General features: G+C 40.7%; 13 protein-coding genes. 9 read left to right on the top strand and 4 right to left on the bottom strand.

Annotated features, from left to right (window positions below; translation table 11 throughout):
* The first annotated feature begins 3 nt into the window (after positions 1–3).
* The 8 genes from QM877_RS02640 to manA all read left to right on the top strand — a co-directional run bounded on the left by QM877_RS02640 (position 4) and on the right by manA (position 8,731).
* A complete protein-coding gene (locus QM877_RS02640; protein WP_414317495.1) occupies positions 4–399 on the top strand; it encodes a CopY/TcrY family copper transport repressor in 396 nt (131 codons plus the stop codon).
* 10 nt (positions 400–409) lie between these two features.
* Positions 410–781 carry a cupredoxin domain-containing protein gene (locus QM877_RS02635; RefSeq protein ID WP_414317494.1) on the top strand — a complete coding sequence of 124 codons (372 nt, stop codon included), beginning with the start codon at positions 410–412 and terminating at the stop codon, positions 779–781.
* Between the two features lie 9 nt (positions 782–790).
* On the top strand, positions 791–3,013 hold the full coding sequence (locus QM877_RS02630) for a heavy metal translocating P-type ATPase (protein ID WP_414317493.1): 2,223 nt from the start codon (positions 791–793) through the stop codon (positions 3,011–3,013).
* A 323-nt stretch (positions 3,014–3,336) separates the two neighbouring features.
* Entirely contained in the window at positions 3,337–5,112 is a 1,776-nt protein-coding gene (gene spxB, locus QM877_RS02625; protein WP_414317492.1) for a pyruvate oxidase, read from the top strand.
* Between the two features lie 59 nt (positions 5,113–5,171).
* Positions 5,172–5,519: a VOC family protein gene (locus QM877_RS02620; RefSeq protein ID WP_414317491.1), complete on the top strand. Its 348-nt coding sequence runs from the start codon at positions 5,172–5,174 to the stop codon at positions 5,517–5,519.
* 367 nt (positions 5,520–5,886) lie between these two features.
* Positions 5,887–6,042, top strand: coding sequence for a hypothetical protein (locus QM877_RS02615; protein WP_414317490.1), 156 nt, complete (start codon positions 5,887–5,889; stop codon positions 6,040–6,042).
* Positions 6,043–6,226: 184 nt separating this feature from the next.
* The gene (locus tag QM877_RS02610; RefSeq protein ID WP_414317489.1) at positions 6,227–7,666 is read left to right on the top strand and encodes a 6-phospho-beta-glucosidase; all 1,440 of its coding nucleotides are present in this window, start codon (positions 6,227–6,229) and stop codon (positions 7,664–7,666) included.
* Positions 7,667–7,786: 120 nt separating this feature from the next.
* Positions 7,787–8,731 (top strand): mannose-6-phosphate isomerase, class I, encoded by a 945-nt coding sequence (gene manA, locus QM877_RS02605; RefSeq protein WP_414317488.1) that lies wholly within the window; start codon positions 7,787–7,789, stop codon positions 8,729–8,731.
* A gap of 42 nt (positions 8,732–8,773) precedes the next feature.
* Here manA and QM877_RS02600 read toward each other — a convergent pair whose 3' ends face one another.
* On the bottom strand, positions 8,774–10,114 hold the full coding sequence (locus QM877_RS02600) for a sodium-dependent transporter (RefSeq protein ID WP_414317487.1): 1,341 nt from the start codon (positions 10,112–10,114) through the stop codon (positions 8,774–8,776).
* A 229-nt stretch (positions 10,115–10,343) separates the two neighbouring features.
* On the opposite strand from QM877_RS02600, the gene QM877_RS02595 reads away from it, so the two are divergent.
* Positions 10,344–11,084 (top strand): MerR family transcriptional regulator, encoded by a 741-nt coding sequence (locus QM877_RS02595; protein WP_414317486.1) that lies wholly within the window; start codon positions 10,344–10,346, stop codon positions 11,082–11,084.
* 270 nt (positions 11,085–11,354) lie between these two features.
* Here QM877_RS02595 and QM877_RS02590 read toward each other — a convergent pair whose 3' ends face one another.
* The 3 genes from QM877_RS02590 to QM877_RS02580 are packed head-to-tail and all read right to left on the bottom strand — an operon-like array spanning position 11,355 to position 13,559.
* Positions 11,355–11,810, bottom strand: a complete 456-nt coding sequence (locus tag QM877_RS02590; protein WP_414317485.1) for an 8-oxo-dGTP diphosphatase — start codon at positions 11,808–11,810, stop codon at positions 11,355–11,357.
* 10 nt (positions 11,811–11,820) lie between these two features.
* Positions 11,821–12,342: a DUF1697 domain-containing protein gene (locus tag QM877_RS02585; protein WP_061862833.1), complete on the bottom strand. Its 522-nt coding sequence runs from the start codon at positions 12,340–12,342 to the stop codon at positions 11,821–11,823.
* Positions 12,343–12,392: 50 nt separating this feature from the next.
* Complete coding sequence (locus QM877_RS02580) at positions 12,393–13,559, bottom strand: NAD(P)/FAD-dependent oxidoreductase (RefSeq protein WP_414317484.1); 1,167 nt, start codon at positions 13,557–13,559, stop codon at positions 12,393–12,395.
* Between the last annotated feature and the right edge of the window lie 106 nt (positions 13,560–13,665).

Raw genomic sequence — 13,665 nt, 5'->3', positions numbered from 1 at the left:
CTGATGCAGATTTCGGATGCAGAATGGCAGGTCATGAAGATTATCTGGATGCAGGGAGAACAGACTAGTACTGATCTCATAAAAGTATTAGAGAAAAGGTTCAGTTGGTCCAAATCCACGATCCAGACACTCTTGGCTCGTTTGGTGGAGAAAGAATGTTTGACTCGGGAAAAGCAGGGCAAGTCCTTTACTTATTCAGCTCTTTTGACGCAGGAAGATAGTAGGAAGTTACTTGTCCAGGATATCAAAGACAAGCTTTGTTCTCGAAGGATTAAGCAGTTACTAGCTGATTTGATTGAAGAATGTGACTTTACCCTATCCGACTTAGAAGGCTTGGAAGAAGTGATTTCAAAGAAAAAAGCAAGTGCTGTAACAGAAGTAAGATGTAATTGTATGTAAAGGAGACACTATGTTAAATCTATTTGTATCTATTATTGTTTTAGGAATGATTGCTTTTATCCTCTTTTGGTTTTTCAAAAAACCGCAAGAAGATGGTAAGAGAGCCCAACAAAAGAATGGCTATCAGGAAATTCGAGTGGAAGTCATGGGGGGCTACACTCCAGGAACCATTATCCTCAAAAAATCTCAACCTGCTCGCATTATTTTTGATCGAAAAGATCCTTCACCTTGCTTGGACCAAATCGTTTTTCCAGACTTTGGAGTGCATGCAGATCTGCCTATGGGAGACCAATATGTGGTTGAAATCACTCCTGAAGAAGCAGGTGAGTATGGTTTCTCTTGTGGCATGAATATGATGCACGGTAAGATGATTGTAGAATAGGAGAATGATATGACTGAAATTGTAAAAGCAAGTCTTGAAAATGGTGTTCAAAAAATCCGTATCACGGCAGACAAAGGCTACCATCCAGCCCACATTCAACTGCAAAAAGGGATCCCTGCTGAGATTACCTTTCATCGTGTGACACCTTCAAACTGTTATAAAGAGATTCTCTTCGAAGAAGAAGGGATCCTAGAACCAATCGCTCAAGATGAGGAAAAAGTCATTCGTTTTACTCCTCAAGACCTGGGTGAGCATGAATTTTCATGCGGCATGAAGATGCAAAAGGGGACCTACACCGTTGTTGAAAAAACTAAAAAGTCTCTCAGTCTTTTACAGCGTTTTTGGATTACTAGTATCTTTACTGTGCCTCTTGTGATTCTCATGATTGGGATGTCTACAGGAGGAATTAGTCACCAAGTCATGCGTTGGGGCACCTTTTTAGCCACAACACCCATTATGCTGGTAGCTGGAGTTCCATATATCAGAAGCGCCTGGGCTAGTTTTAAAAAGCACAATTCCAACATGGATACCTTGGTTGCTCTGGGAACACTAGTGGCCTATTTCTATAGCTTAGTTGCCCTCTTCACTGGTCTGCCCGTTTACTTTGAAAGTGCTGCATTTATCCTCTTCTTCATTCTTTTGGGAGCAGTTTTTGAGGAAAAAATGCGAAAAAACACTTCGCAGGCAGTCGAAAAATTATTAGACCTACAAGCAAAAACAGCAGAGGTTTTGCGTGATGATGTTTATGTTCAAATCCCTCTAGAACAAGTCAAAGTTGGGGATCTCATTCGCGTTCGACCAGGTGAAAAAATTGCCGTTGATGGGACTGTGTTAGAAGGTGAAACGAGTATTGATGAATCAATGGTGACTGGGGAAAGTATTCCAGTAGACAAGTCTGCCGGTGATGCTGTTATTGGTTCAACCATCAATAATAGTGGTACGATCATCTTTAAAGCTGAAAAAGTTGGTTCTGAGACTATGTTGGCTCAGATTGTGGACTTTGTGAAGAAAGCTCAAACCAGTCGTGCTCCTATTCAAGATTTGACAGACAAGATTTCAGGGATTTTTGTACCAGCAGTTGTCATTTTAGGACTTCTTACTTTTTGGGTCTGGTTTGTTTTACTTGGAGAAAGCTTTGTGACTTCCCTTCTCTATGGAGTTGCCGTCTTGATTATTGCTTGTCCTTGTGCTCTGGGACTTGCGACACCGACAGCACTCATGGTAGGAACAGGCCGAAGTGCTAAGATGGGGGTTCTCCTCAAAAATGGTACAGTTTTACAAGAAATCCAGAAAGTTCAAACGGTTGTTTTTGATAAAACTGGAACCTTGACAGAAGGAAAACCAGTAGTGACAGATATTATCGGTGATGAAAGAGAAGTGTTAAGTTTGGCTGCCTCATTAGAAGATGCCTCTCAACACCCGCTAGCTCAAGCTGTTGTCAATCGTGCGTCTGAATTAGGAATCAGTCTTTATCCCGTGGAAAACTTCCAAGCCTTGCATGGGAAAGGTGTAACTGGGACAATAAATGGGAAACAAGTCTTGCTTGGGAATGCCAAACTCTTAGCAGACCTTGATATTCCGAGTGACTATCAAGAACGATTTGATTTGCTTGAGAAAGAAGCGAAAACAGTTGTCTTCTTATCCGTGGATGGTGAGTTAAAAGGCTTGCTAGCCTTACAAGATGTCCCTAAGGAAAACGCTCGAGAAGCTATTGCTAAATTAAAAAAACGTGGTCTTAGAACGGTCATGCTTACAGGAGATAATGTTGGAGTAGCGCATGCTATTGCAGAGCAAATTGGAATCGAAGAAGTGATCGCAAATGTCTTGCCAGAGGAAAAGGCACATGAAATTCACAAGCTTCAAAAGAATGGGAAATTGGCCTTTGTTGGAGATGGGATCAATGATGCGCCGGCCCTCAGTGTAGCGGATGTCGGAATTGCCATGGGCTCTGGGACAGATATTGCCATTGAATCAGCAGATCTTGTCCTTACAACCAACAATTTACTAGGATTGGCACGTGCTTTTGATATGAGTAAGAAGACCTTTAATCGTATTCTACTCAATCTTTTCTGGGCTTCTATCTATAACCTCATTGGTATTCCGATTGCAGCAGGAGTCTTTTCAAGTCTTGGTTTGGTGCTCAATCCAGAACTTGCAGGATTGGCCATGGCCTTTAGTTCAGTCTCTGTTCTGATCAGCTCTCTTATGCTTAATTTTACTAAAGTCGATTAATACTCTTCGAAAATCAAATTCAAACCACGTCAGCTTCACCTTGCCGTACTCAAGTACAGCCTGCGGCTAGCTTCCTAGTTTGCTCTTTGATTTTCATTGAGTATAAAAAGGCGGTCTTAACCGCTTTTTTGCTATTCTAAAACAGATTTTCAAAACGTTTTCAATCTGTACTGTAATAGAGAATGAAGTTTTCTGAGCACATTCTTATGAAACTAAAAGTAAATGTGATAAATTAGGAGTGTAAATTTACTGAATCGTTTTCAAAAAACATATAAAAGCGCTTTTATTATTCATCAAATTAACTTTTAAGGAGAGTTATCATTATGACTCAAGGGAAAATTACTGCATCTGCAGCAATGCTTAACGTATTGAAAACATGGGGCGTAGACACTATCTACGGTATCCCATCAGGAACACTTAGCTCACTTATGGACGCTTTGGCTGAAGACAAAGATATCCGTTTCTTGCAAGTTCGCCACGAAGAAACAGGTGCTCTTGCAGCGGTTATGCAGGCTAAATTTGGCGGATCTATCGGTGTTGCAGTTGGTTCAGGTGGTCCAGGTGCGACTCACTTGATTAACGGTGTTTACGATGCAGCTATGGATAACACTCCATTCCTCGCTATCCTTGGATCACGTCCAGTTAACGAATTAAACATGGATGCTTTCCAAGAATTAAACCAAAACCCAATGTACAACGGTATCGCTGTTTATAATAAACGTGTAGCTTACGCAGAGCAATTACCAAAAGTAATCGACGAAGCTTGCCGTGCTGCCGTTTCTAAAAAAGGTCCAGCCGTTGTTGAAATTCCAGTAAACTTTGGTTTCCAAGAAATCGACGAAAACTCATACTACGGTTCAGGTTCATACGAACGTTCATTCATCGCTCCTGCTTTGAACGAAGTTGAAATTGACAAAGCAGTTGAAATCTTGAACAATGCTGAACGTCCAGTTATCTATGCTGGTTACGGTGGTGTTAAAGCTGGTGAAGTGATCACTGAATTGTCACGTAAAATTAAAGCACCAATCATCACAACTGGTAAAAACTTTGAAGCTTTTGAATGGAACTACGAAGGTTTGACAGGTTCTGCTTACCGTGTTGGTTGGAAACCAGCCAACGAAGTTGTCTTTGAAGCAGACACTGTTCTCTTCCTTGGTTCAAACTTCCCATTTGCTGAAGTTTACGAAGCCTTCAAAAACACTGAAAAATTCATCCAAGTGGATATCGACCCTTACAAACTTGGTAAACGTCATGCCCTAGACGCTTCAATCCTTGGTGATGCAGGTCAAGCAGCGAAAGCAATCCTTGACAAAGTGAATCCAGTTGAATCTACTCCATGGTGGCGTGCAAACGTTAAGAATAACCAAAACTGGCGTGATTACATGAACAAACTCGAAGGTAAAACTGAGGGTGAATTGCAATTGTATCAAGTTTACAATGCAATCAACAAACATGCTGATCAAGACGCTATCTATTCAATCGACGTAGGTGACACTACTCAAACATCTACTCGTCACCTTCACATGACACCTAAGAACATGTGGCGTACATCTCCACTCTTTGCGACAATGGGTATTGCCCTTCCTGGTGGTATCGCTGCTAAGAAAGACAATCCAGATCGCCAAGTATGGAACATCATGGGTGACGGAGCCTTCAACATGTGCTACCCAGACGTTATCACAAACGTTCAATACGACCTTCCAGTTATCAACGTTGTCTTCTCAAATGGTAAATATGCCTTCATCAAGGACAAATACGAAGACACAAACAAACACTTGTTTGGTTGTGACTTCCCTAATGCTGACTATGCGAAAATCGCTGAAGCTCAAGGAGCTATTGGATTTACAGTTGACCGTATCGAAGATATCGACTCAGTTGTAGCAGAAGCTGTTAAATTGAACAAAGAAGGTAAAACTGTTGTCATCGATGCTCACATCACTCCACATCGTCCACTTCCAGTAGAAGTACTTGAGTTGGATCCAAAACAACACTCAGAAGAAGCTATTAAAGCCTTCAAAGAAAAATACGAAGCAGAAGAACTCGTACCATTCCGCCTCTTCTTGGAAGAAGAAGGATTGCAATCACGCGCAATTAAATAATTTCTCTCGTGGAACTTAAAAAGATCGGAGAAATCCGGTCTTTTTATGGAGGATAGTAAATGAATTTAAATCAATTAGATATTATCGTTTCAAATGTTCCCCAAGTCTGTGCTAGCTTGGAGCGTATTTTGGATAAGAAGGCAGACTATGTTGATGACAGTTTTGCTCAGTTTACGATTGGCAGTCACTGCCTCATGTTGTCCCAAAAATATTTGATACCTTTGGAAAATTTTCAGTCAGGAATCATTCTTCACGTTGAAGTTGAGGATGTAGAGCAGAACTACCAACGGTTGAAAGATCTTAGTATTCAGGTTTTAAATGGTCCAGCTGTAACTGATTGGGGAACCGAATCCCTGCTAGTAAGTGGCCCTGCTGGTCTAGTGATTGATTTTTATCGTATGAAATAGGACGCTTAGTCATTTGAAGTTAACCATAATGATTCTTAAAAAAGAATGTGCGCATATGAACTATTGAAAGATCGGAGCAATCCGGTCTTTTTGTTTATTAAAGATTGCATATAAATATTTGACGGCGTTTTCTGAAAATCTTATAATAAAAATGTAATAATAGAAAATGTGACTGATATGGAAAGGAGAAATATTTTTTAAATAGTTGTAGTAAGAGGGATTTATTATTTCATTAGGAAGAGAGTGATAATGGCATTCGGTTCACTACTCGACTTTATGGTTCTGGGAAACCTTACAATTGTCCCATAATGACCAATGAACCTTGAGATTAAAAGTATCTCAATGTGTAGATATTAGGAGGAAAGATATGGAAAAAAAGGATATTTATCTAATCTGTGTGACCATGATTATCTGTTCAATTATTTTAGGAGTGATTATAGGAAGTTTTATTCTTCATGGTTTGGAAGATATTGCTGCAACAATTACCCATGGCTTGCTGACAATCAATCAATCGATTAAGTAACAAGAGGTATTAAATTTCTTACATTTTGATGACTAAACAGATCGGAGCCATCCGGTCTTTTTATCTTGTACGAGAGCAACAGCTACCTTAGAATAGGTTCAGTTTTTCATAAGATCTGGTAGGATTTTGGAAAGAGAAGGGGATAATGGTATACTAGAACTAGTAAAAAAAGCGAGGTAAAGTGATGACAGAAATACTACAATTTCCAGAGGGTTTCCTCTGGGGTGGTGCTACGGCAGCTAATCAATGTGAGGGTGCTTATAATATAGACGGTCGTGGGTTGGCGAATGTTGATGTTGTTCCAATCGGAAAGGACCGTGAAGCCATAATCACAGGTCAGAAAAAGATGTTCTCGTTTGAGGAGGCCTATTTTTACCCAGCAAAAGAAGCCATTGATATGTACCATCATTACAAGGAAGATATTGCCCTTTTTGCAGAAATGGGCTTTAAAACTTATCGGCTTTCCATTGCTTGGACAAGAATATTCCCCAAAGGAGATGAAGCAGAGCCAAATGAAGCTGGTTTAGCTTTTTATGAGGATTTGTTTAAGGAATGCCACAAGTATGGGATCGAACCGCTGGTGACCATCACGCATTTCGACTGTCCTATGCACTTGATTGAAAAATACGGCGGTTGGCGCAACCGTCGTATGTTGGACTTTTACGCAAATCTCTGTCGCACCCTTTTTACCCGTTACAAGGGCTTGGTTAAGTACTGGCTAACCTTCAACGAAATCAATATGATTTTGCATGCCCCCTTTTTAGGAGCAGGGATTTGTTTTGAAGAAGGAGAAAATCAAGAACAGGTCAAATACCAAGCAGCTCACCATGAGCTAGTAGCCTCGGCTATGGCGACTAAAATTGCCCACGAAATTGATCCAGAAAACAAGGTGGGATGTATGTTGGCAGCAGGACAGTATTATCCGAACACAGCCCATCCGAGAGACTACTGGGCTGCTATGGAGGAAGATCGCAAGAGTTACTTTTTCATTGATGTTCAAGCGCGTGGGGAATACCCAAGCTACGCTAAGAAGCAGTGGGAGCGTGAAGGAATTGAGATTGAAATGACGGCAGAGGATCTAGATTTGTTGAAGAATTACACTGTTGACTTTGTTTCCTTCTCTTACTATGCAAGTCGAGTGGCCTCAGGTGATCCAGAAGTTAAAGAATTAACAGCTGGAAATGTTTTTGCCTCTCTCAAAAATCCTTATCTTGAATCTTCAGAATGGGGATGGCAGATTGACCCACTTGGGCTTCGAATCACCCTCAATGCCATCTGGGATCGTTACCAAAAGCCCATGTTCATCGTAGAGAATGGCCTCGGTGCTATTGATACACCGGATGAGAATGGTTATGTAGCAGATGACTATAGGATTGCTTATCTAGAGGCCCACATCAAGGCTATGCGAGATGCCATATGCCAAGATGGAGTAGACTTGCTTGGTTATACAACTTGGGGTTGTATCGATCTAGTTTCAGCTGGAACAGGCGAAATGAACAAACGCTATGGCTTTATCTATGTGGATCGTGATAATGAAGGTCATGGAAGTCTCAAACGTAGCAAGAAGAAGTCCTTCTACTGGTACAAGGAGGTCATTGCCAGTAATGGTGCAAGCATTGAGTAGAACACATTTATTCACTATTTTTACAAAATCTTCTCCCTACTTTATAAGATATGAAAAAGAGTTCAACTAGAACTCTTTTTTTGCTATAATGAAGGGAGAAAAATCAGACAGGAGATCAACATGTCAGAACCGTTATTTTTAAATTCTGTAATGCAAGAAAAAATCTGGGGTGGTACTAAACTACGTGATGAGTTTGGCTACGACATTCCAAATGAAAAGATTGGTGAGTATTGGGCCATCTCAGCTCATCCAAATGGAGTGTCTAAGGTAGCTAATGGCCGCTATCAAGGAACAGACCTCGCTACTTTGTATGCAGAACACCGTGAGTTGTTTGGCAACCGTCCAGAACCTGTATTTCCGCTCTTGACCAAAATCCTTGATGCCAATGACTGGCTCAGTGTTCAAGTTCACCCAGATGATGCTTATGGACTAGAGCATGAGGGCGAACTCGGAAAAACAGAATGTTGGTACATTATTGCTGCAGATGAGGGTTCAGAAATTATTTACGGCCATAACGCTAAGTCAAAAGAAGAACTCCGCCAGCAAATCGAAGATAAAAACTGGGATGCCTTGTTAACAAAAGTTCCTGTAAAAGCTGGAGATTTCTTCTATGTTCCAAGTGGAACCATGCATGCTATTGGAGCAGGTATCTTGATCCTTGAAACGCAACAGTCTAGTGATACAACCTACCGTGTCTATGACTTTGACCGTAAGGATGATAATGGTAACTTGCGCGAGCTTCATCTTGAAAAATCCATTGATGTTTTAAATATTGGTGAGCCTGCTAACAGCCGTCCTGTAACTGTTAAAGCAGACGATTTGCGTTCAACTCTCCTTGTATCCAATGAATTCTTCGCAGTCTACAAGTGGGAAATCACTGGAAAAGTTGACTTTGAAAAAACAGCTGAGTATAGCTTGTTGAGTGTCTTAGCTGGTCAAGGGAAACTAACTGTGGACAGTAAAGATTATCCAATTCAAAAAGGTAGCCACTTTATCTTACCAAGTGATGTTGAAACTTGGACACTCGAAGGACAAGATTTGGAATTGATTGTTAGTCATCCGTAAAAAGAAAGGACTTGAGGAAAAAACTCAAGTCCATTTTTATAGTTACATAAACTGGGCGATAAAGACCACGATGATGATAATTGGGATGATAAAACGAAGAAGGAAGAGCCAGACTTGGAAAAGTCCTTGTTTCCACGGTGTTTCATCAAGCTGGAGTTCCTCCATAGCCAATGCTTTTTTGAAGACATAGCCTGTAAAGAGAGACAAGCAGAGTGCACCAAATGGCATGAGGAGATTAGAAACCAAGAAGTCCATGGCATCAAAGAAGGTCTTCCCCAAGATTTGAACGTCTGCCATGACTCCGTAGGATAGGGCTGAAGGGATACCAAATACAAAAGTTAAAACACCTAAAATCATACTCCACTTAGCACGTCTACGATTGTCCTGATTGGTGATGTTGCCTACATTGATTTCCAGCATCACGACAGAAGAAGTTATCGTAGCAAAGAGGAAGAGCAAGAGGAAGAGGATGTAGAAAATACTTCCAAAAGGCATCTTGTCAAAGAGTTGTGGCAAGACAATAAAGAGGAGACTTGGACCACCTTCAGACTGGATGTTAAAGGCTGACATAGCTGGGAAAATAGCTAATCCTGCCATGATGGATACAGAGATGTTCATGGCAACGATGGACATACCTGATTGGACTAGGTTGGTTTTCTTATCCAAGTAAGAAGCATAGGTCAACATAGCTGTAACCCCGAGGGATAGAGCAAAGAAAGATTGTCCCAGAGCATAGAGGAGTCCGGCGCTTGTCAGTTTTGAAAAGTCAGGTTTGAGGAAATAAACTACACCTTCCATGGCATTTGGCAAGCTGAGAGAGCGCCCAATGATAATGACAAAGATGATAAAGAGCAGGGGCATCATAACTTTCGATGCTCTTTCAATCCCTTTTTGAACTCCCTTAGATACGATAAAGATGTTGAGGAAGATAAAGAGGGCTTGGGAACCAAGGGCAATCCATGGATTTGAAATAATGTCTGTGAAGAGCTGGGCATAATCACTGCTAATCCCAACTTGGAAGGCTTTAGCAATAGCGATACCTAGATAGACTAAAACCCATCCCCCAATAACACTGTAAAAAGATAAGAGGATGAAAAGGGCAAAGGCACCAATCCAACCGATAAAATTGTAGTTCTTGTTATCGCCCAATTTTCCAAAGGTTTTGATTGCTGACACGCCAGCGCTCCGCCCAAGGGCAAATTCAGCGAGCAAGAGGGGGAATCCAATCAATAGTGTCGAGATGAGAAAGACAAGTAAAAATCCACCTCCACCATTGGCTGCAGTCATGTATGGAAACTTCCAAACAGCTCCAAGACCAATAGCAGAACCAGCAGACGCAAGGATGAAGCCCAGTTTCGAGCCCCATTGCGATTTTTCAGACATAGTAAAACTCCGATCTATTTTTTAAAATAAGAAAAGGCTACTTGAGTTGTCAAATAGCCTTCTCTCAATGACTCTTTATGAGCTTTTTATTTGATTGATAGACTTGATTATCCTATCATGATTTTTGAAGTCTGTCAAGAAAATCAATTTTACGTTTTCATAAATCTTAATAAAATACTTGACTCTCCCCAAAGGGGAGGGTATATACTATTTATGTGAGGAGGAAATCATGTACCATATCAAAGAAGCTGCGCAGCTTTCAGGCGTTTCTATCAAAACACTTTACCATTATGATAAGATAGGACTTTTGGTCCCATTAAAGTCAGAAAATGGCTATCGAACCTACAGTCAAGAAGATTTAGAACGACTTCAGGTTATCCTTTATTACAAGTATCTAGGCTTTTCTTTAGAAAAAATAGCAGAGCTATTGAAGGAAGAAAAGACGGACTTGTTACCACATTTGACGAGGCAGTTGGATTACCTGACTCGAGAAAGACAACATCTGGATACCTTGATTTCAACCTTACAAAAAACTATTCAAGAACAAAAAGGAGAAATAAAAATGACCATTCAAGAAAAATTCACTGGATTTAGCTATCAAGACCATCAAAAATACCACCAAGAGGCAGTAGAGAAATATGGTCAGGAAGTCATGGACCAGGCTCTCGAGCGTCAAAAAGGACGAGAGGATGAAGCTACAACAGCCTTTAATCAAGTCTTTCAAAGCTTAGCTCAAAATCTCAAAGATGGTCTACCGATAACAGCATCTGAAAACCAAGAAGAAGCAGGTAAACTCTTGCAAGCCATCCGTACTTATGGATTTGACTGCTCTATCGAGGTCTTTGGTCATATCGGAAAAGGCTATGTCTATAATCCAGAGTTCAAGGAAAACATTGATAAGTTTGGACAGGGAACAGCCCAGTACACATCAGATGTCATTACCCACTATGTAAGCACACAAACTCGATAAAACTCACAGACTAAGCTAAGGCTGACAAAGCTAGTAACAGAAATTTATACTCTTCGAAAATCTCTTCAAACCACGTCAGCTTCACCTTGGATTATATATGTGACTGACTTCGTCAGTCTTATCTACAACCTCAAAGCAGTGCTTTGAGCAAACTGCGGCTAGCTTTCTAGTTTGCTCTTTGATTTTCATTGAGTATTAGTAGTAGGACACAGACCTAGCTTGAAGATTAGATAAGATAAAATCGGCGGAGAGACCTCTGCCGATTTGCTGTTATTTGAGTTGGTAAGACCAGTCTTCACCATCCTTGTAGTAAAAGAACTCACTGAGATCTTCTTCAAGAAAAACACGAAGCATATCAGACATATCCTCAGTAGCTAGTTTAAGATGAGATAGATTTTCAAAATCCTCCCACCAGACTTTTCCTTCGTCTGAAGATTGGAGCTCCCCAGTAAAGTGTTCAGTTTTGTAAAAGAGGACAACATAGCGATAATCTGCATCATCATACCAATCTTTGATACCACAGAGCTGAGGTTTAGAAATGGTCAGACCAGTTTCTTCCTCCACTTCACGAATGACAGCATCGACAAAGGACTCGCCACGCTCAACATGACCGCCAGGAAAAGTAATGCCAGGCCAGTTAGGACTAACTCGATCTTGAACTAGGACCTTATCCCCATTTTTAATCAAGCACATGTTGACAAATTCGACTGATTCTATTCTGTTCATCTTATTTTTCCTATTTTGTTAGTAATTTTTCTACCACGTTTAACTTTCGCATGGTCAGATCAACGCCGAACAGCTTTTCGAGATAGTTGGTATTAAGCTTTTTTCGTTTTGCAGTTCTAGGGAGATAGAGGTAAAGACAATGGTTGCCGATACAAATTTCTTCTTCACCATAGTCACTATCCAATTTTTCAAATGGTAGACTTTGGATAGCATTCTGGAAAAGAATTATATGTATACGGTCATAAAGATAGTGTTCTCCAAACGGATTTTCTTGGACAATTTTTGTAAAATCACTCTTATTTTTAATGACCATTTTCAAGTCGGCTCCGATTTTTTCTTTTATTAGAGTATGGACTTGTTCTCGTATTTCTTCTATGGCTAAGTCGCTTTCAAGAATAATATTTCCACTTTGAATATAAGTTCGAACGTGTTGAAAACCAGCCTCTGTTAAGATATCTACCAGATAAGACATTTTAGGGATAGCGTTTTGTCCATTCGGTGTAACACCTCTCAGTAAAATAATATGTTCCAAAATAGCTCCTTTCTTATCCAATATCTTTAGATACTATATCATTTATAGTTCTAGTTTGAGCCTGCCACCCAGCCAGTGCAGAGGGCGGAAGTGATGTTAAAGCCACCAGTGTGGGCATTGATATCTAGTACTTCGCCAGCAAAGTGGAGTCCAGGTACTAGCTTACTTTCCAGCGTTTTAGGATTGATTTCCTTGAGACTAACGCCACCTTTAGTTACAAAGGATTTAGCCAATGACATTTTGCCAGTTACAGGGATTTTAAGAGCCTTGATGGACTGGACAAGTTGGTCGCGTTCCTTTTCTGTTAGTTGTTTGACTTTTTCAGGATATCCTTGCACGAAAAATTCTGCCAAGCGTTCAGGGAGCAAGGTTTTTAAGGCATTTTTCAAGGATTTCTCACGGTTCTCTTCTAAAAAGTCTACTAAGTCACCTTCTGAAAGTTGTGGCAAGACATCCAGGGAGAGAATTTCTCCACCCTTGACAAAGCTAGACATGCGTAGTGCAGCAGGACCTGACAAACCAAAGTGGGTAAAGAGCAGGTCATGGGTGATGACGCGCTTGCCATAGCTTAGGGTTACATCGTCTAGGGAAATTCCCTGCAAGGCCTTATGCGGGAAATCAGTCAACAATGGACTTTCAGCAGCTTCGAGTTCGGTAATAGTGTGTTTGAAATGTCGGGCGATTTCATGACCAAAACCAGTAGAGCCAGTAGAAAGATAGGATTTTCCACCTGTTGTGACAATGAGTTTATCACAAGTGAAGGTTTGATCTGTAGACTTAAGGATAAACTGGTCGTCAATCTTTTTAACAGAAACAATCTCTGTTTGAGTGGCAACTTGCCCACCTAGCTCCATGATTTTCTTTTCCAAAGCTTCGATAATGGTTCGAGATTTGTCGCTGGCTGGAAAGACGCGGCCATGGTCCTCAACCTTGAGTTTGACGCCATTTTCCGTAAAAAAGTTGATGATATCATGGTTATCAAACTGGGAGAAGACGCTGTAAAGAAAGCGCCCATTTCCAGGGATGCCAGCTAATAGGTCATCTAGAGTTCCATTGTTGGTCACGTTACAGCGACCACCACCAGTACCAGCTAATTTTTTTCCGAGTTTTCGATTTTTTTCGATGAGAAGGGTTTTCTGCCCATAAAAGCTACTTGAAATGGTAGCCATCATACCAGCAGGTCCTCCCCCGATTACAATAGTGTCAAAATGTTTCATAAAAGTATTGTACCATAAAAAAGACGGAGGGACAGAAATCGGTAGACCAAGTTTCGCATGATAGTACCTAGTCCCGTAAATTTTTATCAAACCCGTGGGTTCTTCA

It is taken from the genome of Streptococcus infantis (genome assembly GCF_047463655.1).
GTDB lineage: Bacteria > Bacillota > Bacilli > Lactobacillales > Streptococcaceae > Streptococcus > Streptococcus infantis_Z.
The sequence above is the reverse complement of the archived record's forward strand: the minus strand, read 5'-3'. Positions and strand labels throughout refer to the sequence as shown.

Bases quoted from the DNA above. Each gene is read 5' to 3' on its own strand.
- QM877_RS02640 (WP_414317495.1), top strand. From the start codon at position 4: ATGCAGATTTCGGATGCAGAATGGCAGGTCATGAAGATTATCTGGATG.
- QM877_RS02635 (WP_414317494.1), top strand. From the start codon at position 410: ATGTTAAATCTATTTGTATCTATTATTGTTTTAGGAATGATTGCTTTT.
- QM877_RS02630 (WP_414317493.1), top strand. From the start codon at position 791: ATGACTGAAATTGTAAAAGCAAGTCTTGAAAATGGTGTTCAAAAAATC.
- spxB (WP_414317492.1), top strand. From the start codon at position 3,337: ATGACTCAAGGGAAAATTACTGCATCTGCAGCAATGCTTAACGTATTG.
- QM877_RS02620 (WP_414317491.1), top strand. From the start codon at position 5,172: ATGAATTTAAATCAATTAGATATTATCGTTTCAAATGTTCCCCAAGTC.
- QM877_RS02615 (WP_414317490.1), top strand. From the start codon at position 5,887: ATGGAAAAAAAGGATATTTATCTAATCTGTGTGACCATGATTATCTGT.
- QM877_RS02610 (WP_414317489.1), top strand. From the start codon at position 6,227: ATGACAGAAATACTACAATTTCCAGAGGGTTTCCTCTGGGGTGGTGCT.
- manA (WP_414317488.1), top strand. From the start codon at position 7,787: ATGTCAGAACCGTTATTTTTAAATTCTGTAATGCAAGAAAAAATCTGG.
- QM877_RS02600 (WP_414317487.1), bottom strand. From the start codon at position 10,114: ATGTCTGAAAAATCGCAATGGGGCTCGAAACTGGGCTTCATCCTTGCG.
- QM877_RS02595 (WP_414317486.1), top strand. From the start codon at position 10,344: ATGTACCATATCAAAGAAGCTGCGCAGCTTTCAGGCGTTTCTATCAAA.
- QM877_RS02590 (WP_414317485.1), bottom strand. From the start codon at position 11,810: ATGAACAGAATAGAATCAGTCGAATTTGTCAACATGTGCTTGATTAAA.
- QM877_RS02580 (WP_414317484.1), bottom strand. From the start codon at position 13,559: ATGAAACATTTTGACACTATTGTAATCGGGGGAGGACCTGCTGGTATG.